This window comes from Sandarakinorhabdus rubra (assembly GCF_010994245.1).
In the GTDB taxonomy this organism is placed as follows: domain Bacteria; phylum Pseudomonadota; class Alphaproteobacteria; order Sphingomonadales; family Sphingomonadaceae; genus Sandarakinorhabdus; species Sandarakinorhabdus rubra.
Genome location: NZ_WMHO01000017.1, coordinates 1 through 22808, shown reverse-complemented (window position 1 = coordinate 22808; position 22808 = coordinate 1). Strand labels below are relative to the sequence as shown.

General features: G+C 65.7%; 19 protein-coding genes. 10 read left to right on the top strand and 9 right to left on the bottom strand.

All coding sequences use genetic code 11. The features are described from left to right. Window positions 1–108: 108 nt before the first annotated feature. Window positions 109–1125 (bottom strand): arginine N-succinyltransferase, encoded by a 1017-nt coding sequence (locus GJV64_RS02270; RefSeq protein ID WP_164155669.1) that lies wholly within the window; start codon window positions 1123–1125, stop codon window positions 109–111. After that, window positions 1122–2333, bottom strand: coding sequence for a hydrolase (locus GJV64_RS02265; protein ID WP_164155668.1), 1212 nt, complete (start codon window positions 2331–2333; stop codon window positions 1122–1124). The genes GJV64_RS02270 and GJV64_RS02265 overlap by 4 nt, the downstream gene beginning before the upstream one ends. Before the next feature lie 209 nt (window positions 2334–2542). Between GJV64_RS02265 and GJV64_RS02260 the strand changes: the two genes are divergently transcribed. Next, window positions 2543–4102: an amino acid permease gene (locus tag GJV64_RS02260; protein WP_164155667.1), complete on the top strand. Its 1560-nt coding sequence runs from the start codon at window positions 2543–2545 to the stop codon at window positions 4100–4102. A gap of 180 nt (window positions 4103–4282) precedes the next feature. On the opposite strand, the gene GJV64_RS02255 is transcribed toward GJV64_RS02260, so the two are convergent. After that, window positions 4283–5269: an adenosine kinase gene (locus tag GJV64_RS02255; protein ID WP_164155666.1), complete on the bottom strand. Its 987-nt coding sequence runs from the start codon at window positions 5267–5269 to the stop codon at window positions 4283–4285. 75 nt (window positions 5270–5344) lie between these two features. Between GJV64_RS02255 and GJV64_RS02250 the strand changes: the two genes are divergently transcribed. Continuing rightward, the gene (locus tag GJV64_RS02250; RefSeq protein ID WP_164155665.1) at window positions 5345–6052 is read left to right on the top strand and encodes an EI24 domain-containing protein; all 708 of its coding nucleotides are present in this window, start codon (window positions 5345–5347) and stop codon (window positions 6050–6052) included. Here GJV64_RS02250 and GJV64_RS15720 read toward each other — a convergent pair. Then, window positions 6049–6393, bottom strand: coding sequence for a hypothetical protein (locus tag GJV64_RS15720; protein WP_328799159.1), 345 nt, complete (start codon window positions 6391–6393; stop codon window positions 6049–6051). The genes GJV64_RS02250 and GJV64_RS15720 overlap by 4 nt on opposite strands. Here GJV64_RS15720 and GJV64_RS02240 point away from each other — a divergent pair. Beyond that, window positions 6392–7600, top strand: coding sequence for an acyl-CoA dehydrogenase family protein (locus GJV64_RS02240; RefSeq protein WP_164155664.1), 1209 nt, complete (start codon window positions 6392–6394; stop codon window positions 7598–7600). The two genes, GJV64_RS15720 and GJV64_RS02240, sit on opposite strands and share 2 nt — an antisense overlap. 54 nt (window positions 7601–7654) lie before the next feature. After that, window positions 7655–8770, top strand: coding sequence for an acyl-CoA dehydrogenase family protein (locus GJV64_RS02235; protein ID WP_164155663.1), 1116 nt, complete (start codon window positions 7655–7657; stop codon window positions 8768–8770). 126 nt (window positions 8771–8896) lie between these two features. Here GJV64_RS02235 and GJV64_RS02230 read toward each other — a convergent pair whose 3' ends face one another. Genes GJV64_RS02230 through GJV64_RS02220 form a run of 3 tightly spaced genes read right to left on the bottom strand, consistent with a single transcriptional unit; the run spans window position 8897 to window position 11907 of the window. After that, a complete protein-coding gene (locus GJV64_RS02230) occupies window positions 8897–9931 on the bottom strand; it encodes a CPBP family intramembrane glutamic endopeptidase (RefSeq protein WP_164155662.1) in 1035 nt (344 codons plus the stop codon). Then, on the bottom strand, window positions 9831–10646 hold the full coding sequence (locus tag GJV64_RS02225; RefSeq protein ID WP_164155661.1) for a helix-turn-helix domain-containing protein: 816 nt from the start codon (window positions 10644–10646) through the stop codon (window positions 9831–9833). The genes GJV64_RS02230 and GJV64_RS02225 overlap by 101 nt, the downstream gene beginning before the upstream one ends. A 25-nt stretch (window positions 10647–10671) precedes the next feature. After that, the gene (locus GJV64_RS02220; RefSeq protein WP_164155660.1) at window positions 10672–11907 is read right to left on the bottom strand and encodes an acyl-CoA dehydrogenase family protein; all 1236 of its coding nucleotides are present in this window, start codon (window positions 11905–11907) and stop codon (window positions 10672–10674) included. A 134-nt stretch (window positions 11908–12041) separates the two neighbouring features. Between GJV64_RS02220 and GJV64_RS02215 the strand changes: the two genes are divergently transcribed. Both GJV64_RS02215 and GJV64_RS02210 read left to right on the top strand, forming a co-directional pair. Then, window positions 12042–13550 carry a cryptochrome/photolyase family protein gene (locus tag GJV64_RS02215; RefSeq protein WP_164155659.1) on the top strand — a complete coding sequence of 503 codons (1509 nt, stop codon included), beginning with the start codon at window positions 12042–12044 and terminating at the stop codon, window positions 13548–13550. Between the two features lie 497 nt (window positions 13551–14047). Beyond that, window positions 14048–15340, top strand: coding sequence for a deoxyguanosinetriphosphate triphosphohydrolase family protein (locus GJV64_RS02210; RefSeq protein ID WP_164155658.1), 1293 nt, complete (start codon window positions 14048–14050; stop codon window positions 15338–15340). Between the two features lie 154 nt (window positions 15341–15494). Here the strand turns inward: GJV64_RS02210 and ald are convergent, their stop codons facing one another. Next, the gene (gene ald, locus GJV64_RS02205) at window positions 15495–16610 is read right to left on the bottom strand and encodes an alanine dehydrogenase (RefSeq protein WP_164155657.1); all 1116 of its coding nucleotides are present in this window, start codon (window positions 16608–16610) and stop codon (window positions 15495–15497) included. Between the two features lie 132 nt (window positions 16611–16742). Between ald and GJV64_RS02200 the strand changes: the two genes are divergently transcribed. From GJV64_RS02200 to GJV64_RS02190, 3 genes are all read left to right on the top strand, one after another. Further along, window positions 16743–17195: an Lrp/AsnC family transcriptional regulator gene (locus tag GJV64_RS02200; RefSeq protein WP_164155656.1), complete on the top strand. Its 453-nt coding sequence runs from the start codon at window positions 16743–16745 to the stop codon at window positions 17193–17195. Between the two features lie 91 nt (window positions 17196–17286). Continuing rightward, a complete protein-coding gene (locus GJV64_RS02195; protein ID WP_205599497.1) occupies window positions 17287–17511 on the top strand; it encodes a hypothetical protein in 225 nt (74 codons plus the stop codon). Window positions 17512–17730: 219 nt separating this feature from the next. Next, window positions 17731–19059 carry a spinster family MFS transporter gene (locus tag GJV64_RS02190; RefSeq protein WP_164155655.1) on the top strand — a complete coding sequence of 443 codons (1329 nt, stop codon included), beginning with the start codon at window positions 17731–17733 and terminating at the stop codon, window positions 19057–19059. Window positions 19060–19283: 224 nt separating this feature from the next. On the opposite strand, the gene GJV64_RS02185 is transcribed toward GJV64_RS02190, so the two are convergent. Further along, window positions 19284–21371, bottom strand: a complete 2088-nt coding sequence (locus GJV64_RS02185) for a sodium-translocating pyrophosphatase (protein WP_164155670.1) — start codon at window positions 21369–21371, stop codon at window positions 19284–19286. Window positions 21372–21506: 135 nt separating this feature from the next. Here GJV64_RS02185 and GJV64_RS02180 point away from each other — a divergent pair, with 135 nt between their 5' ends. Then, window positions 21507–22778: an aminotransferase class V-fold PLP-dependent enzyme gene (locus tag GJV64_RS02180; RefSeq protein ID WP_164155654.1), complete on the top strand. Its 1272-nt coding sequence runs from the start codon at window positions 21507–21509 to the stop codon at window positions 22776–22778. Window positions 22779–22808: the final 30 nt, after the last annotated feature.

Genomic DNA, 22808 nt, shown 5'->3' with positions numbered 1-22808 from the left:
GCCGCCCAGCCGCGCGCGACGGCGCGGGCACGCGCCACCGCCGCCGCCACGCCGCCGGTTGGCCCCGTCCAGATCACCTCACCAGTGCAAGGATCGGTGGAAGCAAGCTCAGCTGATGACATGGCGGATCCTCGTGCCTGGCGTGATGCCCAGCGCCTGCGCAATGCGGGCGGGCATGGCGCCATCGGCGAGCGGCGCAGTGAAGGCCTGGAATGCGGTCAACTGGCCGGTGGCGATCAGCTGGTCCGGCCCCTCGACATGGTCGACCAAGGCGGTCACCTCGGTCTCGCGGGCGCCGCGCACCGTCTTCACGTCATCGATGCGAGCCGAGACCGTGGGGCCGCCATCGAAGATGTCGACATAATTGTCGAACACGAAGCCCTCCGCTTCCAGCATGGCCAGCGCGGCGCGGCCCTTGGCGTGCGGCTGGCCGATGGCGGCGCGCGCGGCCTCTGGCAGCAGTGCCGTGTAGATGGGGTGCTTGGGCATCATGTCGGCGATGAACTGGTTGCCATGGATGGCGTTGAACCGGTCGGCTTCCGGGAAGGTCATGCCGAAGAAGGCACGGCCCAGCGCATCCCAGAATGGCGAGTTGCCGGCCTCGTCCATCACGCCGCGCAGCTCGGCGATCACCGTGCTGCCAAAGCGGGCGCGGTGGCCGGCCATGAACAGGTAACGGGCGCGGGCCAGCAGCCGGCCCAGGCCACCGGCACGCAGCTCGGGATGCAGGAACAGCCCGCCCACTTCCGACGCGCCGTCGAAATCGCTGGTGAGAGACAGGAACTGGGTGCGCAGCGTGCGGCCAAGCTCCTTGCTGGTTTGCGTCAGCGTGCACAATTTATAGCTGTAGAAGGGCCATTCGGCGCCGATCCGGCTGAAAATCATGGCAGTGCCGCCGATGCGGCCCGTCGCCACCTCTTCCAGCAACAGCAGATAAAGCTCGTTCTGCGGCGGGCCGTCAGGGCGCAGGAAGCTTTTGGTAGACCAGTCGAGCCGGCGGCCCAGCGCCACTTCGTCGGCCGGCAGGTTGGTGAAACCGCCGCCGGTGAGTTGCGCCAACGCCAGCACGGCCGGCAGATCATCGGGCCGCGCGGCGCGCACCCGCCACAGGCTGTTACCGCTCACCGCTGCCACCCGCTTTGCGCCACGCGCATCAGGAGGAGGGCCGATAGCTTCGCCCGCTCCTCCAGCGAATCGGCGCACAGAAATTCGTCGGCCGAATGGATGGCGCCGCCGCGCGGTCCCAACGTGTCCACCACCGACAGGCCGGTGGCAGCCAGGTTGTTGCCGTCGCACACGCCACCGGTGTCGCGCCAGCCAATGCCGATGCCAAGGGCAGCGCCGCAGTCTTTCACCAGCTCGAACAGGCGTTGCTGGTGCGCGTCCATCGGCTTGGGCGGGCGGGCGAAATGGCCATGGACGTGGATGCCCACGTCATGCGCCAGCGCGACGGCCGCCACCGCTTCGTTGATGCCAGCTTCGGCGCGCATCTGCGCCGCGGCGGTGCGTGGCCGCATGTTCCAGCGCAGCACCGCCAGATCGGGCACGATATTGTTGGGGCCGCCGCCCTCGATCTTCGCCGGGTTGACCGACAGATCGTCCCCAATCAGGCCCGCCAGACGCAGCGCCAGATCGGCCGCCGCCAGGATGGCGTTGCGGCCATCGCCCGGATTGCGGCCGGCATGGGCGGCGCGGCCATGGATGCTGGCGGTGAAATTGCCCGATCCGGCGCGTCCGCCGGCCAAAGTGCCGTCGGGCAACGCCGGTTCATAGGTGAGGCCGAGGTGGCAGCGCCGCGCCGCCGCGTCGAGCAACGGCGCGGAACCGGGAGACGACACTTCCTCGTCGCTGTTCAACACCACTTCCCAGCCAAGCTGCGCGGCAAAGGGGCTGGCTTCGAAGGCGGTGAGCGCCGCCTTCATCACCGCGATGCCGCCCTTCATGTCGGCAACTCCGGGGCCGTTCAGCGTGTCCGCATCCAGCCAGCGGCAGGCCTGGAAGGTGTGATCGGCCGCAAACACCGTGTCCATGTGGCCGGTCAGCAGCACGCGAACAGCTGCTTCCGGACGCATGACGATGTGGAGATTGTCGCCATGGGCCAGTGGCTGCGCCTCGCCGGCCGGCGTGATCCAGCTGGCGGCCGCGGCCGGCACGCGGCGGATTTCGGCCCCCAGCGGCGCGAAGGCCGCCGCCAGCAGATCGGCGGTGTGGGCCAGGCCTTCGAGGTTGCGGCTGCCGCTGTTGACCGCCGCCCACGCCTCGATTTCGGCCAGCATGGCGCCGCGCCCGCCATCGAGGCGGGCCAGCACGGCGGATTCGGCAGGCAGCAGCATCCACGCAAACTAGCGCAGCCGTGTCTGTGCGGCAACACACCGCGCGTGTTTTTTGTGATCCCACTCACACAGGGGCTGGCATGGGGTGCACAGCCACCTTGACCGCGCGGCGCGTTGCTGGGCATGACGGAGCCATGACACACGGCGCCGCCCCCATGGGAGATGGGGCGCGGTGGCCCATCTGACCAAGGTTGCCGAGGGGAATCCACTTGAACACATGGCGCATCAAGTCGCTGGACGCGATCCTGGCGACGGCCGAGAAGAAGTCGCTCACCCGCTCGCTGGGGGCCTTCCAGCTCACCATGCTGGGCATCGGCGGCATCATCGGCACCGGCATCTTCGTGCTCACCGCCGAAGCCGCGCAGCTGGCCGGGCCGGGGATGCTGATCAGCTTCGTGCTCTCGGCCCTCGTCTGCGGCCTGGCCGCGCTCTGCTATGCCGAGCTGGCGGCGATGGTGCCGGTGTCGGGCAGCGCCTACACCTACAGCTATGCCACCTTCGGCGAGATCCTGGCGTGGGTCGTCGGCTGGGCGCTGGTGCTGGAATATGCCGTGGCGGCCTCGGCCGTGGCGGTCGGCTGGTCTGGCTACATGGTGGGCGTGGTGCAGAGCTTTGCCGGTATCACGGTGCCGCCAGAGCTGGTGAACGGGCCCTATGCCGGCGGCATCGTCAACCTGCCGGCCGTTCTGATCTCGCTGGCCATCACCTGGCTCTTGGTGATCGGCACCAAGGAAAGTGCCACGGTCAATGCCGTGCTGGTGGCGGTCAAGGTGGTGGCGCTGGCGGCGTTCGTCGCGCTGGCCGTGCCGATGGCGCAGGCTGACAAGTTCGTGCCCTTCCTGCCGCTGGGCGTGACCGGGGCGATTTCGGCCGCTTCCATCATCTTCTTCGCCTTCGTCGGCTTCGACGCGGTGTCCACCGCCGCCGAGGAAACCAAGGACCCGCAGAAGAACATCCCCATCGGCCTTATGGGCAGCCTGGTGATCTGCACCATCTTCTACATGCTGGTGGGCGCCGGCGTGATCGGCGCTTATGGCGCGCAGCCGGTGTCAGGCCCCAATGGCGAGGCGCTCTATCCGGGCAGCCTGGAACTGGCCAAGCAGTGCGCCGGCTATGCAGAAGCGACGATGCCGGTGGTTTGCTCCAAGGAGGCGCTGGCCCATGTGCTGCGCATGATCGGCTATCCCGGCATCGGCAATGTGCTCGGCCTTGCCGCCGGCTTCGCGCTGCCGTCCGTCGTTCTCATGATGATGTTCGCGCAGACCCGCGTGTTCTTCGTGATGAGCCGCGACGGCTTGCTGCCGGCGGCGCTGTCAAAGGTGCACCCCAAGTATCGCACCCCGCACGTGGTGACGATCATGACCGGCGTGGGCGTGGCGATCGCTGCCGCCTTCTTCCCGGTGGGCCAGCTTGCGTCGGTGTCGAACGGCGGCACGCTGTGCGCCTTCTTCTTCGTGGCGCTGGCCATCATGGCGCTGCGGCGCAGCGACCCCGGCCGCCGCCGCGTGTTCCGCACGCCGGCCGTTTGGGTGGTGGCGCCGATGGCGGCGCTGGGCTGCCTGCTGCTGTTCGCCTTCCTGTCGATCGAGGCGCAGCTGGTGTTCTTCGGTTGGGCCGGCATCGGCCTGGTGTTCTATTTCCTCTATGGCCGTACCCGCTCCAACGTGGCGCGCGGCGTCACCGAGGTGGGCGAACTGAGCCCCGACGTGCCGCCGCAGGGCGTGGCGCCGCTGCCGGGGATCCACACGCCGGGCGGGAAGGATGCTTAACCGGCGCGTGATTATCGCGCAGCGATAATCACCGACTCGGTTGCGTCCGGACGGCGAGCGAAAAGGGCGGCCCCAACAGGCCGCCCTTTTTGGCTCGTCCGGCGGCGCGGGTTTGCCGCGACGCCCTTCCTTGTTGCTTCAACCCGAAGCGGACTCGGCGGCTCCGCCGCCGGCCGCGCCTCAGCCCAGCTTGTGCGCCACCAGCGCCCTGAGGTCCGTCTCCGGCCGCGCGCCAAAGTGACTGATCACCTCGGCCGCCGCGATGCAGCCAACGCGCGCGCAATCGGGCAGGGACCGCCCTTCGACCAGCGCCGCCATGAAGCCGCCGGCAAACAGGTCGCCGGCCCCGGTGGTGTCCACCACGCGCGCCACCTTCTCGCCGCCCACTTCGTAACGATGGCCGCCGCCGATCACCACGGCGCCCTTCTCGCTGCGGGTGACAACGGTGATGCAGGCGTGTCCGGCAAGTTCCGCCATCGCGGCATCGAGGTCATTGGTCTGGTAGAGCGACTTCACCTCGTTCTCGTTGCCGAACATGATGTCGACATGGGAGGTCAGCAGGTCGCGGAAATCGGCGCGATGGCCCTCGACGCAGAACACGTCCGACAGGGTGAAGGCAACCTTGTTGCCAGCCTCGCGCGCCACCTTGATGGCCGCCTGCATGGCGGCACGCGGGCCAGGCGGATCCCACAGATAGCCTTCGAGATAGAGGATGCCTGATGCCGCCACCAGCGCCGCATCGAGGTTGCTGTGATCCAGCTCCTGGCAGGCGCCCAGATAGGTGTTCATGGTGCGCTCGCCATCGGGCGTGACGACGATCAGGCAGCGCCCGGTGGGGCGACCAGCGCTGGCGGGCTCCGTGTCGAAATGCACGCCGGCGGCGCGGATGTCATGGGTGAACACGCCGCCCAACTGATCGGCCGCCACCCGCCCCACGAAAGCGGTGCGGGCGCCCAGCGTGGCAGCCCCCACCACCGAATTGGCCGCCGATCCGCCGCTGATCTCGCGGCCGGGGCCCATTGCGGCATAGAGAGTCTCTGCCTCGTCGGCATCGATCAGGCGCATGCAGCCGTGCGGGATGTTGCGGGCAGACAGGAAATCGGGCGTTTCGCTGCTGATCACGTCCACGATGGCATTGCCCATCGCAAGGATGTCGAAGCGGGTCATTGCAGCTCCAGATGGCGGGTTTGAGGTGCCATAGCCGCTTGCCGGCGGACTGCACAGACCCTAGCGTTCGCCACCATGCCCGCCGCCTTCATTCTGGCCTTCGCGCAACTCTGGGGGGACCCGAAGGTGCGCGCCGTGCTGTGGAAGGGGCTGCTGGTCACCCTCATCCTGTTCGCTGGCCTGGCATGGGGCGTGTTCACCTCCGTCGCCATGATCGAGCCCGAAGGCTGGCCGGCCTGGGCGGTGCGGCTGTGGACAGCGGGCGGCGATGATGCGGCGGCCGTGCTGCTCTCCGCGCTGCTCACCTGGCTGGGTTTCACCAGCATTGCGACCGCCGTGATGGCGATATGGCAGGACGAGATCATCGTGGCGGTCGAACGCCGCTATTACCCGGCCGAACAGGGCCACGCGCTGGGGCTGGGCGTCGAACTCGCCATGGGCGGGCGCGCCGCGATGCGGGTGGCGCTGATCAACACCGCCCTGCTGCCGGCCTACCTCGTGCTGTTGGTCACAGCGGTCGGGCCCCTCGTGCTGTTCATCATCGCCAACGGCTGGGCGCTGGGCCGCGAATATCTGGAAGCCGTTGCCGCCCGCCACGTCGCCATTGGCGAATCCCGCGCCTGGCCGGGCAATCACAAGTGGGACTCATGGGGCATCGGCGTCCTGACCGCCGGTCTGTTCGCGATGCCATTCCTGAACCTGATCGCCCCGATGATGGGCGCCATGATGGCGACGCACATCTTCCACCGGGAACGGGAAGAGCAACGGCGAGGCGCAGCCTAAAGCAGTCCGCCGCCCATGAACAGCCGGAACGCGCCGACCACGACTACGATCAGGTTGAGGTTTCGCCCGGCATCCTTGCCCGACAGAAAGCCCAGCCCCAGTCCGACCATTGCGAGCGGGATGATCGCCCAGTTGGCCCAGCCGAGGAATGGCAGGAAGGCGAAGATGGCGAGGCCCAGCGCGACCAGGCCGATCAGGAGCGAGAGGGCATTCATCATGACTTGGATGTGGGGGCCGGGCAGCGCCGCACAAGACGCCGCAGCGACATAATTCACAGGCTTGCCGCGCCCCCGATTCGGGTTTACGTAAACGTCAACCTGCGAGTTGGGGAGAGACTTCATGGACCTGAATTTCAGCGCCGAAGACATTGCTTTCCGGGACGAAGTGCGCGCCTTCATCCGCGACCATTATCCCGCTTATCTGAACGACAAGATCGACGAGGGCGAAGAGATGGCCAAGGAGGATTTCCTCGCCTGGCACAAGGTGCTGCATAAGAAGGGCTGGATCGCCCCGGCCTGGCCGGTGGAATATGGCGGCACCGGCTGGACCGCGACGCAGCGTTACATCTGGTCTGAAGAGACCGCCCGCGCCGATTGCGTGCGGCTGATGCCGTTCGGCCTCTCCATGGTTGGCCCGGTGATCTACACCTTCGGCACGCCGGAGCAGAAGGCGAAGTTCCTGCCGCGCATCCTCTCTGGCGAGGATTGGTGGTGCCAGGGCTATTCGGAGCCGGGTTCGGGTTCTGACCTCGCGAGCTTGCGCACCCGCGCCGAGCGCTTCACCGGTGAGGACGGCAAGGAATATTATCGCGTCAACGGCCAGAAGACTTGGACGACGATGGCGCAGCATGCCGACTGGGGCTTCTTCCTCGTCCGCACCGATCCGGCCGCCAAGATGCAGGAGGGCATCAGCTTCCTCCTCATCGACATGAAGACGCCCGGCATCACCGTGCGCCCGATCATCACCCTGGGCGGCGAGCACGAGGTGAACGAAGTCTGGCTGGAAGACGTGATCGTGCCGGTGGAAAACCGCGTGTTCCACGAGAACAAGGGCTGGACCTGCGCCAAGTTCCTGCTCGCCCACGAACGCACCGGTATCGCCGGCGTTGCCGCCTCCAAGCGCAATGTCGAGCGCATCAAGCAGGTGGCGCGCAACACCGAAGATGGCGGCAGCCCGCTGCTGGCCAACCCCTTCTTCAAGCGCAAGGTGGCCGAGCTGGAAGTCGATCTGGCGGCGCTGGAATATACCGAACTGCGCACACTTGCCGGTGAATCGAGCGGCAAGGGCCCGGGGCCGGAATCCTCGCTGCTGAAGATCAAGGGCACCGAGATCCAGCAGCGCCTGACCGAGCTGGCGCTGGAAGCCGCCGGCACCTACGGCGCGCCCTATTTCCGCTCCATGGGCGAAGGCGACAACAGCTTTGCCGTCGGCCCGGACAGCGCCCGCCGCACCGCGCCGGTCTATTTCAACATGCGCAAGACCAGCATCTATGGTGGGTCCAACGAGATCCAGCGCAACATCATCGCCAAGATGGTGCTGGGGCTCTGATACGAACTGGAACGCCCCGGCCAACGCCGGGGCGTTTTTCCTTGGGGAACGACGATGGATTTCAACTTCACCGAAGAACAGACGATGCTGCGCGATTCGCTGTCGCGCTACCTCGCGGACACCTATGATTTCGACACCCGCCAGAAAGTGGTGCGCGAAGGCAAGGGCTGGAACCCGAAGGTGTGGCAGGCCTTTGCCGAGGAGCTCGGCATCCTGGGCGCGCCGTTTGCGGAGGACCATGGCGGTCTCGGCGGCGGCGCGGTCGAGAACATGGTGGTTATGGAGGAGATGGGCCGCGCCATCGTGCTGGAGCCTTACCTCTCGACCGTGGTGATCGGCGGCGGCGCCTTGAAGCATGTCGGCGGCGCGGTGGCCGATGCCACCATCCCCGGCATCATCGCCGGCACCACCCGCATCGCCTTTGCCGCCTATGAGCCGCAGGGCCGTTTCCACCTCAATGATCTGGCCACCACGCTGAAGGGCGGCCAATTGAATGGCCACAAGGCGGTGGTGGAAGGCGCGGCGCATGCCACGCATCTGCTGGTGACGGCGCGCACCGGCGGCGGCCAGCGTGACGCCGGCGGCATCTCGCTGCTGCTGATCCCGGCCGACGCCAAGGGCATCACCCGCCGTGACTATCTCACCGTGCACGGCACCTCGGCGTCGGAAGTCTATTTCGAGAATGTCGCTGTCGGTGCCGAGCACGTGCTGCGCCAGGAAGCGCTGCCGCTGATTGAGCAGGTCGTCGACGAAGCCACCGCCGCCCTGTGCGCTGAAGCCTGCGGCGTGCTGAAGGTGCTGCACGCGCAGACGCTGGATTATGCCAAGCAGCGCAAGCAGTTCGGCAAGGCGATCGGCGATTTCCAGGTGATCCAGCACCGCCTGGTCGACATGTTCATGGAGGTCGAACAGGCCGTGTCCATGACGATGATGGCGACGCTGAAGCTCGACACCGCCGAACGCAGTGCCGCCGTGTCGATGGCCAAGGCCAAGGTGGGCAAGGGCGCCAAGTTCGTCGGCCAGAACGCTGTCCAGATCCACGGCGGCATCGGCATCACCCAGGAACTGGCCGTCGGCCATTATTTCAAGCGCGCCACCCTCATCGAAAACCAGTTCGGCAGCGTGGATTTCCACCTGTCGCGCTATGAGGGCATCGCGCTGGCGGCGTAAGCAACGGGGGTCGCTGGACACGCCGGAAAGGGGGCCGGGCAGGCAACTGCCCGGCCCTTTTCGTACCAGCACGGCTGTAAGCCCGGCTGACGTGCCCGTGCCCCCGGTGGAACGCAGCGCCTGTCTTCAAACGGGCGGATCGATGCCGCGGCGTTCGCGCGACCGGGCCAGCAGCAGGGCCAGGCCCCCCGCCGTCAGCAGGGCCAGCGTGAGCATGCTGCCTTCAGGCCCTTCCCCGCCACCAGTGAGCCAGGCCGGCCCGACAGGCACCATCTTCACCACCAGCGCGGGCAGACCGGTGTCCATGCCCGTGATCGGCACATCAAATCCGGTGCCGCCAAACCAGTTCCAGCCGGTGTGCCAGCCCATCACCCCCCAGATCGCGTTTGAAGACCGCACCCAGGCGCAGGCGAAGATCGCGAAGACGAAGGTCATGACGATCTCCAGCAGCGTTGCCCTGGGCGAATAGTGCACAAAGGTGAAGGCGGCGGACGACAATATGAAGGCGGCTGCCATGTTCCAGCGCCGCATGACGGCGGAGAACAGCCAGCCGCGAAAGACGAACTCCTCCACGCTCGCTTGCACAGTGAAGCCGGTGAGCAACAGGACGATCCAGCCAAGCGCAGCCGGGCTGGCCAAGGCGGGGGCCAGTTCAGCGACACGGTATCCGCCGGCAAGGGCGATCGCCGTCACGATCGCGCCCATCATCGCGACGCCAGCAGCCAGCCCGGTCAAGAACCGCCTGAGCCGCCCGTCGCCACACAGGCCGGCACTGGCGAGGCTGCGCTTTTCCACCCAGCGCACCCAGCCGGCGACCGCAAGCCCCATGGCGATGAACGACATCAGCATCACGAAGAAGCCCAGGGGCCCGCGCGGGGGGCCCATCGGTTCGGTCAAGCCGAAATGTCCGAGCGCGATATCCCCTGGCAACATGCTGATCACGACCAGGAGAACGCAGATGAAGGGGGCAGCGATCGCCGGCGCTATCCAGCCCTTCGCCGTTTCGCCGGAAAAGATCATCCTTGTCATGCTGCGCAGGCTAATCGCCCGCCGAAGACGTCTATAGAATGATCGTGCGGAACAGATCCGAACGCAGCCACGCATTTGGCGTGAGGCCAACGGCCTTGCGGAAGGTGCGGCCGAAATGGCTTTGGTCGGCAAAGCCGGCACCATGGGCGGCATCCGCCAGCGTTGCGCCGTCGCGCAGCAGCTGCTTGGCCAGATCGACCCGGCGGTGCTGCAGATAGCGGTAGGGGCTGGTGCCCAGCAACGCCCGGAAATCGCGCGACAGCTGCCAGCGGTCGCAGTCGGCAACCTCCTCAAGCTGCGCCAGTCGCGCACCATCGACGACCGCGGTGTCGAGAAATTCGCGGGCCCGCATCACGGCCGTGCGGTTGGCGATCTTCACCTTTGCCGGCCGACCGGCGGCATTGTTCATGGCATTGGCCAGATCGAAGAGCGCGTCTTCATAGGCCGCCGGATCGGTGACGTCGGCGCAATCGATCACCATGGTGCAGGCCGCCGCGATCAGGGCGGGATCCGTCGAGACGCCATTGGCAACAAAGGGCAGTTCCGCGCCGCCCAGCACGGCCTGGACATGCGTTGGCGGAACATAGGCCGCGCGATAGCTGAAGCCCGCCTCATCATGGCAATGGCCATCGTGCAGTTCTTCGGGATGGAGGATCAGCACCTGCCCTGGCAGCGAGTGGCGCGTTGCCCCGCGATAGTTGAACGCTTGCACCCCGGCCATCGTCAGCGCGACCGTGTAGGTGTCGTGCCGATGCGGCGAAAACGCGGCCCCGACCAGGCGATGCGCGACGCGCTCGATCGGTTCGAACGCGCCGGCTGCCGGCGACGGGGTCGGGGAAGACGTCATAGTCCCCATATTGGGGGGTGATTGCCTAAATCAAATCCCCCCCGGCCGCCGAAGCCGTTGTCCCGGTCGCCTGGAATGCCTTGATGACGTTGCGCCCCACCGTCCAGCGGTGCACTTCGTCCGGCCCATCGACCAGCCGCTGCGAGCGGATATGGGTGTACCAGCTCGCCAGCGGCGTATCCTGGCTGTAGCCCAGCGCGCCGTGCAGCTGGATGGCGGTGTCCACCACCTTGTGCACCATGTGGGCCAGGAACACCTTCGCGATGCTGTTCTCCTGCCGCAGATCCAGGCCCTTCTCCGCCTTGTAGGCGATGTGCAGCAGCATCAGCCGCGCCATGTAGAGCTCGCTGGCGCACTCGGCGAGCATGAACTGCACCGCCTGGCGCTGGTAGAGCGGCTTGCCGAACGTCTCGCGCTGCGTCACGTGCGCGGTGGCCAGATCGAGCGCGCGCTGCGCCATGGCGATATTGTGCATGCCGTGCCGCAGCCGGCCATAGGCCAGCCGGTGCTGGCCCATGTTGAAGCCATTGCCTTCGCCGCCGAGCAGATTCTCGGCCGGCACCACCAGGTCCTTGATCTCGATCTCGCTGTGGCCGCCGCCCATCACCTTCGACAGCGGGCCCTCGATCGCCATCGTCTTGATGTCGCGCTTGATGATGTAGCCGGGGTTGGGCAGCTCCACGATGAAGGTGGAGAATTGCTTGTGGCGCGGTGCATCCGGATCAGTGCGCGCCATCACCACCGCGATATCAGCGGCGCTGGCGGCAGAGGAGAACCACTTCTCGCCGTTGAGGATATAATTCTCGTTGCCGTCCTTCACCGCGGTGGTGCGCATGCCCGTCGCGTCGGCGCCGGCGGCCTTCTCGGTCATCGAGTAGCAGACGCGCTTCTCGCCATTGAGCAGCGGCTTCAGGAACTTCTCCTTCTGATATTCCGTCCCGTGTGCCAGCAGGGTGAGCATGGTCGCATCGTCCGGCCCCTGGCTGTTCATCGACAGCGCGCCCAGGTGGCTCTGCCCCAGCTCCATCTGCACCAGCGCATTGGCGAGCGGGCCCAGCCCCATGCCGCCATGCTCCTTGGGGATGAACGGCAGCCACAGGCCCTGCGCCCGCGCCTTGGCGCGCAGCTCCGCCAGCACCGTCTTGTAATCGGCGCCATCCTTCAGCGCCTGTTCTGCCGGCCGGCATTCATCGTTCACCCACTGCCGCACCCGCTCGCGAATGGCCTTGGCTTCGGCTGGAATCTCGAAATCGATCGACATCTGGCGGCCTCCCTGGCGCTCTCTCCCCAATGGCCTGAGCATATCCGGGCGCCGCCGCGCCGGCAGCTATCATGTTTCGGGCGCGACACTGCCCCGCCTTGCCCGCCGCGGCCCGGCCGCCGACAGGCATGGCGATGACCACGCTCGTCCCCATCCTCGGCGATCAACTATCCCACGGCCTTGCCAGCCTGCGCGCCGTGGACCGCGCCAGCGCCGTGGTGCTGATGATGGAGGTGGCCGAGGAAGCCGCCTACGTCCCCCACCATCCGCAGAAGATCGCCCTGTTCTTCAGCGCCATGCGCCACTTCGCCGAGGAACTGCGCGCGGCCGGCTGGCGGGTGGACTATGTGACGCTGGACGATCCCGCCAATACGGGCGACTTCACCGGCGAAGTCACCCGCGCCGCCGACCGCTTGTGTGCCACCCGCATCGTTGCCTTGAAGGCCGGCGAATGGCGGGTGCTGGAGGCGCAGCAGGGCTGGCCGAACGTCACCCTGCTCGACGATGACCGCTTCCTCTGCAGCATCGACGCGTTCGCTGACTGGGCTCGCCCGCGCAAGCGCCTCGTCATGGAGGATTTCTATCGCCTGATGCGCCGCCAGACCGGCCTGCTGATGGATGGCGACCAGCCGGTGGGCGGCCAGTGGAATTTCGATGCGGACAACCGCAAGTCCGTGCCGAAGGGCCACCGCTTCGTGGCCCCCATCCGCTTCGCGCCGGATGCGATCACGGCGGACGTCCTGGCCCTCGTCGCCAGCCGCTTCGGCAATCATTTCGGCAGCACGGTCAGCTTCGGCTGGCCCGTCACCCGCGCCGATGCCCTGACGGCGCTCGATGACTTCATCACCCACCGCCTCGCCGGCTTTGGCGATTATCAGGACGCGATGGTGACCGGGGAGGACGTGCTGAACCACAGCCTGCTCTCGCCCGCGCTCAACCTCGGGCTGTTATCCCCGCTGGAAGTCTGCCGCGCCGCCGAAGCCGCCTTCCACGCCGGCACCGCACCGCTGAACGCCGTCGAAGGCTTCATCCGCCAGATCCTGGGCTGGCGCGAATATGTGCGCGGCCTCTACTGGTTCGCGGGCCCCGATTACACCGCCCGCAACCACCTCGGCGCCACCCGCCCCCTGCCCGCGCTGTTCTGGGGCGCCCCCACCGATCTCAGATGCCTGTCCGAAGCCGTGGACGCCACGCGCCGCAACGCCATGGCCCACCATATCCAGCGCCTGATGATCCTGGGCAATTTCGCCATGCTGGTCGGCACCGATCCGGCCGAAGTCCACCGCTGGTATCTCGCCGTCTATGCCGATGCCATCGAATGGGTGGAGGCCCCCAACGTGATCGGCATGAGCCAGTTTGCCGACGGCGGCCTGATGGCCACCAAGCCCTACGCCGCCGGCGGCGCCTATGTGAACCGCATGAGCGACCACTGCAAAACCTGCCGCTATGACGTGAAGCAGCGCACCGGGCCGAACGCCTGCCCGCTCAACAGCCTCTACTGGGATTTCCTCGCCCGCCACGAGGAACGCCTGTCCGGCAACCAGCGGCTCTGGCGCATGTACGACGGCTGGCGGCGGTTCTCACCCGACGAACAGGCCCGCATCCGGGCGCAGGCGAGCACGTTTCTCGCTAGGCTTGGGTGAGGGTCGGCTCGCCTGAGATAGTGCGCTTTGCCCCAACTGCACCAGCTGTATTGGTTTGACTTGTAGGGTGGATTTTGTGAGGGTGTGAGACAGGGGGCACCAGTCATGAATGATCTCCGATCGGCAGGCATTGCGACGCATTGCAGGCGCTTGGACTCACTTGCGACTCATTGTGCCGTTACGCTCTGATGATCGGTAAGCGGGCAGCTGGAACGCCGCCCTGTACGGTTAACCGCGTATACACGCGCTGACGCTATGCTGTTTGTAACGAGGTGGATGATGTCTCTGGAAATTCCGTCAGACGATCAAGTGGTTGCGGTCCTGTTGAGACTCGGAAATGGCATAACGGCTCGCACGTTGTACATGGCTTTGATCAACGATGAGCATCCTGTTCGAGAGAGCCAAATTGCGATTCAGCGCGCAGTCGAGCGGGGACGAATCCTCGTTAATGAAGATTGGACGTTAAGCCCTGTGTATGAGGCTGTAGCGGCGTAGCTGTGTCGGGTTGGACGGATGCCGAGCGCCAGAAGCGTCGGCACAAAGCCTCGGGCAAGGATCAGCGCACCGAGTTTGAGCGAGACCGCGATCGGCTGCTTTACTCGTCAGCCTTTCATCGGTTGGCGGGCATCACGCAAATTGTCCGCGCAGGCGAAGCCGATGTATTTCACACTCGGCAGCAGCACACTATCAAGGTCGCACAAGTTGGCCGGCGACTGGCTCAAAAACTCCTGAAAGAGCAACCTACCGAAGCGTCTATTCGTGGCCTCGACCCGGAAGTAGTGGAGGCTGCTTGTCTAGCACATGACCTTGGACACCCTCCATTCGGTCATATTGGAGAACACACTCTCGACAAGTTGGTGCGGGAACATGAGAATGAGGGCTTCGAAGGAAACGCTCAATCCTTTAGAATTGTTACGAAGCTTGTTGTTCGCTTTCCAGACTCGCCAGGAGTGGATTTGACGCGAGCAACACTGGCGGCATGTCTGAAGTACCCTTGGTTTCGGCATAAATCAGGAAAGAAGTCAAAAAAATGGTCGGCATACTCATCTGAAAAAGACGATTTTGAATTCGCGAGAGAGTTTCACGATCACGACAAGAAGACGCTCGAGGCCGAATTGATGGACTGGGCAGATGATGTTGCTTACTCAGTTCACGACTTGGAAGATTTTCATAGATGTAATGCCTTGCCATGGCAGCGTGTCTTTGACGAAAAAGACAAAATCATTGAACGCGCCGCAGGATCGACCTCTAATGACGAGGAACGAAGGAAACTCACGGAAGCTTATGAGCGTCTGAAAAACTATCTTGAGGGAACTTATAGTATACTGCTCGGAGATTCGTATGATGGAACGCGTCTTCAGAGAGAGCAACTCCGTCGAATGACATCACAACTTATTGGAAAATACATAAGCGCAATCAAAATCAATCCAGATTTGTCTAGCAATGAAGCCGTTGTCTTCAATGAAGACTCGGTTAATGAAGTTCGCATACTTAAACAAATAACAAGAGATTATATCATTGGAAATCCTACTTTGGCTGCGCAGCAACATGGGCAGCAGCGAATAATTAAGGAATTGTTTAAGGCGCTATGGGATGGATACGACGCGGAGCTTGGCTACCCGCCCTTCTTGCCAATACGCCTTAGGTTCCTGGCCGAAGTACCTGGCATTACAAAGGCCCGCTTTGTGGCTGATTGCGTTGCAAGCTTATCAGAGTCCGAGGCCACGGCACTGCACGCTAGGCTATTTGGGGCGACTCCGGGCTCAGTGCTCAACCCAATAGTTCGCTAAGGTACGGCGATCAGGAAAACAGTGGGTGCAGGGGCTCAGCCCCTGCCCGCCGGAGGCCTCTTGCTTGCGTCTCCGTGCCAAGCGGGCCTCCGCGCCGCCAACGTGCTGCCCACCATCTGTTCGATGAACAGCGCCAGCGTGAAGGCGCCAGCCTTCAGCCCAGCACAGAGGCCACCGGCACCCAATCATAGCCCAGATCGCGGGCCACCGCTTCATAGGTGACCTTGCCCTCATGGACATTGAGGCCGGCCGCCAGGTGCGGGTTGGCCCTGAGCGCTGCCTGCCAGCCCAGGTCGGCGATGCGCAGCGCGTGCGGCAGCGTCACGTTGTTAAGGGCATAAGTGCTGGTGCGCGCCACCGCGCCCGGCATGTTGGCCACGCAATAATGCACGATGCCATCCACCACATAGGTCGGATCGGCATGGGTGGTGGCGTGGCTGGTCTCGAAGCAGCCGCCCTGATCGATGGCGACATCCACCAGCACGGCGCCGGGCTTCATCGTCGCCAGCATGGCGCGCGTCACCAGCTTGGGCGCCGCCGCACCGGGGATCAGCACCGCGCCGATCACCAGGTCCGCCGTCGCCACCTGCTCGGCCAGGCTGGCCCGGCCGGAATAGAGCGTGCGGGCGCGGCCCTCGAGATGATTGTCCAGCCGCTCCAGCACCACCGGATCGCGATCAAGAATGGTGACATCCGCGCCCAGGCCCACCGCCATCTGTGCCGCGTTGAAGCCCACCACGCCGCCACCGATGATCACCACCTTGGCCGGCAGCACGCCCGGCACGCCACCCAGCAGCACGCCGCGGCCGCCATGCGCCTTTTCCAGCGCCGTGGCGCCGGCCTGGATCGACATTCGGCCAGCCACCTGGCTCATCGGCTTCAACAGCGGCAGCGTGTTGTCCGGGCCCGTCACGGTTTCATAGGCAATAGCCGTCACGCCGGATTTCACCAGGTCCGCCGTCTGCTCCGGATCGGGGGCGAGGTGAAGATAGGTGTAGAGGATCTGCCCGCGCCGCAGCATCGCCCGCTCCGCCGCCTGCGGCTCCTTCACCTTCACCACCATCTCGCAGCCGGCAAAGATCTCGGCCGCCGTGGCCTTGATGGCAGCCCCGGCCGCCACATAATCGGCGTCGCCCGCGCCAATGCCAGCGCCCGCGCCGCTTTCCACCCAAACCTCATGGCCATGGGCCACCAGCTCGCGCACGCTCTCCGGCGTCAGGCCCACCCGATATTCGTGGTTCTTGATTTCCCGCACGGTCCCGACACGCATGGCAAGGCTCCTTCCCTCTACGGTGCGGAGTATGCGCCCGAACAAACGGGAAGTGCTGCCAGAGATTCCGGCTTTATCGCGCCACCGTGGGATGATATTCCGCCATCATCGCAATCAGCGGGATATTTTCGCATGGACCGGCAGGATCAGCTCATCCTCAAGGCGCTGCAGCGCGACTCGACCGCCGCTATCGCCGATCTCGCCAGCCGGCTCGGCCTGTCCACCTCGGCCTGCCACCGCCGCATCAAGCAACTGGAAGCCGATGGCCTGATCGCCGGCTACCGCGCCCAACTCGATCCCACTCGCCTCGGCCTGAAGCTCGAAGCCTTCGTCGAAATCACCCTCACCAGCCAAAGCCGCGAAGCCATGGACCGCTTCGAAGAGGCCGTCGCCGGCTTCGACGATATCCTGGAATGCCACCTCATGTCCGGCAGCGCCGACTATATCCTGCGCGTTGCCGCCCACGATCTCGAACAGTTCGACACCATCCACCGCAACTGCCTCGCCCGCCTCCCCGGTGTCAGCGCCATGCGCTCCAGCTTCGCCATCCGAACGATCAAGCGCTGGGGCGGTTATCCGGTGTGAGGGGGTTGGGATGAAGGAAGGGGGAGCCTCCGGCGGGCAGGGTCGCGGACCCTGCACCCGGTTGGCTGGGAGTGGTGCCTGTGTGGGCGGTATGAGCGACCACCGCTGCATCAGCCGCTACGACGCAAATCGACGGGCCGGTCCGGACGCCCGCCCGTTCAACAGCTTCCCAGGGAACTTCCTCGCCCGCCACGAGGAGCGCCTATCCAGCAACCAGCGCCTCTGGCGCATGTACGACGGCTGGCGGCGATTTGCGCCCGACGAGCAGGCGCGGATCAGGGCGCAGGCGGCGGGATTTCTGGCGGAACTGGCATGATCCCTGGTCGAACCAGCGGACGTGGGTCGCCAATGGCCAGCCCCGAACGACGACGCGCGCGCAAGCCGATCATCGTCCGCAGCAGCAACAGGGCCCACCGATGACCCGGCGCCATTGCACGCGAGCAGAAACTGCTTGCCCGTCAAATCGCCTTCGCAGCATAGAAACGACCGTAGCGGCAACGCGGAGCAAGGGGCAGGTCAGCGGACCGACGCGTGATTGGACCAGGCAGGTTCAGGGAAAGAAGGGGCGCCAAAGGTCATGCAGGCAGCACAAGCGCCCTCCCGCTACCGCTATACCGTCGTTTCGTTCCTCGCCGTCGTCTATACGTTCAATTTCATGGACCGGCAGATCATGTCGATCCTGCAGGAACCTATCCGCCTCGAGATGGGTCTTTCCGACACCCAGCTCGGCCTGCTGACCGGGCTGACATTCGCGCTATTCTACACCAGCTGCGGCCTGCCCGTTGCATGGCTGTCGGATCGATATCGCCGGGTTTCGATCATGGCGGCGGCCTGCGGGATCTGGAGCCTGTTCACCGTCATCTGTGGCCTGGCGACAAACTTCACCCAGCTCGCGCTGTCACGGGTCATGGTTGGTGCCGGCGAGGCCGGCGGATCTCCGCCATCCTACAGCCTGATCTCCGATTATTTCCCGCCGGAGGAGCGTGGCACCGGGCTCGCGATCTACTCGCTGGGCGTGCCGATCGGCTCGGGGCTCGGCGTTGCTGTCGGGGGCTGGGTGGCAGCGAACTATGGCTGGCGCACCGCCTTCGTCGCGGTCGGCTTGCCCGGGATCGTGCTGGCGCTGCTGATGCTGCTGCTGATCCGCGAACCGAAGCGCGGCGGGCTCGATCCGGTCCCGTCGGGCGCTGCCGTGCATGAGGCGCCACAGGGCATCAGCGACGGGCTGGCGACCTTTTTCCGGAACCGCACGATGGTGCTGACGGCCATATCGTCCGGGCTGTCGGCGTTTGTCGGCTATGCCATGCTGAGCTGGAACCCGCCTTTTCTCGAACGCGTGAAGGGGATGAGCCTCACCGAGGTCGCGGCCTATTACAGCCTGGTGCTCGGCGTGACAGGCTTCATCGGGACATTTGCCGCCGGCTGGCTTGTCGACAGGCTGGGGCGACGCGACCAACGCTGGTATGCGTGGGTGCCGGCCATCGCCTTTGCGCTGACCCTGCCGGCGCTGGCGGGGATGATCCTGGCGCCGACATGGCAGAGCGCCCTTGCCTTCCTGGCGATCCCGGCGCTGCTGAACAACATGTATCTCGCACCCGCATTGACCGTCGTCCAGAATGCAGCTCCGCCATCACAGCGCAGCCTTGCCGGGGCAACGTTGCTGTTCATCCTGAACCTGATCGGGCTTGGCGGCGGGCCACTTTATGTCGGGTACATCAGCGACCAGGCGACGGCGCAAGGTGTCGAGCAGTCACTGGTGGTCGGCTACATGGCGCTGTTTCCGGTCATCGTGTTGACGATTGGGGCGCATCTGCTCGCGGCACGGTCGTTGGGGGGTGAAACAGCGCTGCAACCGGCTGTGTGAGTTCCCGGAAGTTCCATTGGCTCATGGCTTGGACGATGCGTGTGCACACTGCGGCGTACAACCATGCCGCCCGTTCTTGTGTTGGGTGAGGGGGCGGTTCCCGTCACGTCGAACGGGCCTTGGCAAGCCTCTGCCCCGGCAAAGCCGTGGCGCCGGCTCGCCAATCCCGCCGGCCGGTCTTGCCGGAGTCGGCCGATAGCGCCGGGCGCTATCGGCTCGCCCGGCTACGACGCAAGCGCCGCCAGCAGCAGCAGCGCCACGATGTTGGTGATCTTGATCATCGGGTTCACGGCCGGCCCCGCGGTGTCCTTGTAGGGGTCACCCACGGTGTCGCCGGTCACGGCGGCCTGGTGGGCGGGGGAGCCTTTGCCGCCGTAGGCGCCTTGTTCGATCACTTTCTTGGCGTTGTCCCACGCGCCGCCGCCAGAGGTCATGGAGATGGCCACAAAGAGCCCCGAGATGATCACGCCCATCAGCAGGGCTCCGAGCGCGGCAAAGCCGTTGCCCTGGCCGGCGACCGCGGTGATGGCGAAATAGACCACGACCGGGGCGAGCACCGGCAGCAGCGACGGCACGATCATTTCCTTGATGGCGCCGGCCGTCACCAGCCCGACGGTGCGGGCATAATCGGGCTTCACTTCGCGGGTGGCGATGCCGGGGTTTTCGCGGAACTGGGCGCGGATATCCTGCGCCACCGCCTGGGCGGTGCGGCCCACCGCCGTCATAGCCATGCCGCCGAACAGATAGGGCAGCAGCGCGCCGAGCAGCAGCCCGACGACGACATAGGGATTGGACAGCGAGAAATCGACCGTCACGTCCCGGAAGAACTGCGACAGATCCTCGGTATAGGTGGCGAACAACACCAGCGCGGCCAGGCCGGCCGAGCCGATGGCATAACCCTTGGTGACAGCCTTGGTGGTGTTGCCCACCGCGTCCAGCGCATCGGTGCGCTGGCGCACTTCGCCATCGAGGCCGGCCATTTCGGCGATGCCGCCGGCGTTGTCCGTCACCGGGCCATAGGCATCGAGCGCGACGATCATGCCGGCCAGGGCCAGCATGGCCGTGGCGGCAAAGGCGATGCCGATGAGACCGCCCAGCTTGAAGGTGGCGATGATGCCGGCGACGATCACCAGCGTGGGCAGCGCGGTCGACTCCATCGACACGGCCAGGCCCTGGATGACGTTGGTGCCGTGGCCGGAGTCAGATGCCTTGGCGATGGATTTCACCGGCCGATATTCGGTGCCGGTGTAATATTCGGTGATCCACACGATCAGCGCGGTGACGACCAGGCCGATCACCATGCACCAGAACAGGGAAGCGCCGGTGAAGCCATCGCCAACGCCGGTGCCGCCGATCACGGTGTTCATGTCCGGGAAGATGGCGGATGTGGCGAACCACAGCGCCGGCACCGAGAGCAGGCCGGTGACGATCAGGCCCTTGTAGAGCGCGCCCATGATCGAGCCGCCACCCAGCCGCACGAAGTACGTGCCGATGATGGATGTGATGATGCACACGCCGCAGGCGAGCAGCGGCAGCGTCATCAGCTTGGCCGCGTCTGGGCCGGTGACCAGCAGGGCGCACAGCACCATCGTGGCGCCGATGGTGACCACATATGTCTCGAACAGGTCGGCCGCCATGCCGGCGCAATCGCCGACATTGTCGCCCACGTTGTCGGCAATCACGCCGGGGTTGCGATCGTCATCCTCGTCAAAGCCCAGCTCGTTCTTGCCAACCATGTCGGCACCGACATCGGCCGCCTTGGTGAAGATGCCGCCCCCCAGGCGCGCGAAGATGGAGATGAGGCTGGCGCCGAACGACAGCGCGACGAGCGCATTCACGACCGCGCGGCTGGTGGGTTCGAGGCCTGACGAGGTGAGCGCAAAGAAATAGCCAGCGATCGCCAGCAGTGCGAGTCCGGCGACCAGCATGCCGGTGACGGCACCCGACCGGAACGCCATGGTGAGGCCCGCCTGCAGCGACTGGCGTGCGGCTTCGGCGGTGCGGACGTTGGCGCGCACCGAGATGTTCATGCCGATGAAGCCGGTCGCGCCCGACAGCACGGCACCCAACACGAAGGCAATGGCGGGGATGACGCCCAGGAAGATGCCGACGAGCGCGGCGACAATCACGCCAACGATGGCGATGGCGGTATATTGCTTGGCGAGATAGGCACCGGCACCGATCTGGATGGCCTTCGCGATTTCCTGCATGCGGGCATTGCCCGCCGAGGCGCTGAGCACCTGCCGCGATGTGACCAGGCCATAGGCCACGGCCGCCAGCCCGCACAGGATCGCCACCACCACACTGTCCATCATCATCGTCCCCCCGCTCTCGCCACATTCGGCCCGCCGTTGCGCCGGCTGGTCATTTTGTCGCACCATGACACGGGTTTTGCCGAACGCAAGCAACTAGGTGACGTTACGGACATATCTGGAGGGAACATGGCCATGGAGTTGTCACGACGCGCAGCGCTGGCCCTGGTGGGGGCTACTGCCGCGGCACCGGCCATGGCGCAGCCTGCGGGCCTGATCGCGCCGGATGATGAAGCCGGCTGGGCCCGCATCGCCGCGCTCTATCCGAAGATGGGTCCGGTGACGCAGCTGGAACATGGCTATTGGGGCAACACGGCGGCCCCCGTGGTGGAGGTGCACCGCGCCATCCTCGACCGGCTCAATCGCGACACCAGTCTCTATGCCCGAAGGGCGATGCAGAAGGATGTGGCGGTGGCCAAGGCCCGCGCCGCGCAGGCGATGGGCGTGCAGCCCGAAGAAATCGGCTTCTGCCGCAACGCCGCGGAAGGCCTGCAGGGGCTGGTCAGCCAGTTCACCGGGGTGGGCGAAGGCGATGCCATCCTGTGGTCTGACAATGATTATGACACCACGCAGGGCGCCATGCCGTATCTGGCCGCCAGCCGGCGGGCCCGGCCGGTGAAGATCAGCCTGCCGCGCGCGCCGACGCGGGAGAATGTGATCGCCGCCTATGCCGAGGCGATCCGCACCACTCCGCGCCTGAAGTTCGTGGCGCTCACCCACGGCACCCACCGCAGCGGCCTGGTGGTGCCGGTGGCCGAGATCGCGGCGCTGGCCAGGGCGGCCGGGGCGGCCGTGCTGGTCGATTGCGCGCAAAGCTTCCGGATGCGGCCCTTCACCATCCCGGATTTCGGCACCGATTATGCCGTGCTGAACTTCCACAAGTGGACGGGCGCACCGGTGGGCATTGCTGCCTTCTGGTGCCGGCCCGGCATGGCGAAGCTCATCGCGCCGGCCCCCAGCGAGCCGGACGCAAAGCCCGATGACGTGCAATCGAAGGTCCACCAGGGCACGGTTGATTATGCGCCGCAGCTCACCCTGCCGGCCGCGCTCGATTTCCAGGACCGCGTGCTGCCGGTGCCGATGAAGCTGGCCCGCCTGCAGTATCTGCGGAACCGCTGGGTGCAGCCGCTGCGCGGGCTGGAGGGGCTCGAGATCATGGTGGGTGATGATCCGGCAACGTTCGGCGCCATCACCAGCTTCCGCATCGCCGGCCACACCAGCACCGCCGACGCTATCGCCATCACTGATACGCTGTTGAACCAGTACAACATCATGACCGTGCACCGCCCCGGCCTGGCCGCCGGCGCCTGCGTGCGGGTGACGCCGGCGCTCTTCACCACGCCGCAGGAGTGCGACCGGCTGGTGGCGGCGTTGCGGGACCTGGTGCCCAGGATTGCCCGCGGTTAGGCGTGCTCCCAGCCCAGGCGGGCCGGCAGC

Excerpts from the sequence above, each read along its gene's own strand:
- GJV64_RS02265 (WP_164155668.1), bottom strand. The coding sequence starts at position 2,333 with ATGCTGCTGCCTGCCGAATCCGCCGTGCTGGCCCGCCTCGATGGCGGG.
- GJV64_RS02255 (WP_164155666.1), bottom strand. The coding sequence starts at position 5,269 with ATGACCCGCTTCGACATCCTTGCGATGGGCAATGCCATCGTGGACGTG.
- GJV64_RS02250 (WP_164155665.1), top strand. The coding sequence starts at position 5,345 with ATGCCCGCCGCCTTCATTCTGGCCTTCGCGCAACTCTGGGGGGACCCG.
- GJV64_RS02240 (WP_164155664.1), top strand. The coding sequence starts at position 6,392 with ATGGACCTGAATTTCAGCGCCGAAGACATTGCTTTCCGGGACGAAGTG.
- GJV64_RS15720 (WP_328799159.1), bottom strand. The coding sequence starts at position 6,393 with ATGAAGTCTCTCCCCAACTCGCAGGTTGACGTTTACGTAAACCCGAAT.
- GJV64_RS02235 (WP_164155663.1), top strand. The coding sequence starts at position 7,655 with ATGGATTTCAACTTCACCGAAGAACAGACGATGCTGCGCGATTCGCTG.
- GJV64_RS02225 (WP_164155661.1), bottom strand. The coding sequence starts at position 10,646 with ATGACGTCTTCCCCGACCCCGTCGCCGGCAGCCGGCGCGTTCGAACCG.
- GJV64_RS02220 (WP_164155660.1), bottom strand. The coding sequence starts at position 11,907 with ATGTCGATCGATTTCGAGATTCCAGCCGAAGCCAAGGCCATTCGCGAG.
- GJV64_RS02215 (WP_164155659.1), top strand. The coding sequence starts at position 12,042 with ATGACCACGCTCGTCCCCATCCTCGGCGATCAACTATCCCACGGCCTT.
- ald (WP_164155657.1), bottom strand. The coding sequence starts at position 16,610 with ATGCGTGTCGGGACCGTGCGGGAAATCAAGAACCACGAATATCGGGTG.
- GJV64_RS02200 (WP_164155656.1), top strand. The coding sequence starts at position 16,743 with ATGGACCGGCAGGATCAGCTCATCCTCAAGGCGCTGCAGCGCGACTCG.
- GJV64_RS02195 (WP_205599497.1), top strand. The coding sequence starts at position 17,287 with ATGAGCGACCACCGCTGCATCAGCCGCTACGACGCAAATCGACGGGCC.
- GJV64_RS02185 (WP_164155670.1), bottom strand. The coding sequence starts at position 21,371 with ATGGACAGTGTGGTGGTGGCGATCCTGTGCGGGCTGGCGGCCGTGGCC.
- GJV64_RS02180 (WP_164155654.1), top strand. The coding sequence starts at position 21,507 with ATGGAGTTGTCACGACGCGCAGCGCTGGCCCTGGTGGGGGCTACTGCC.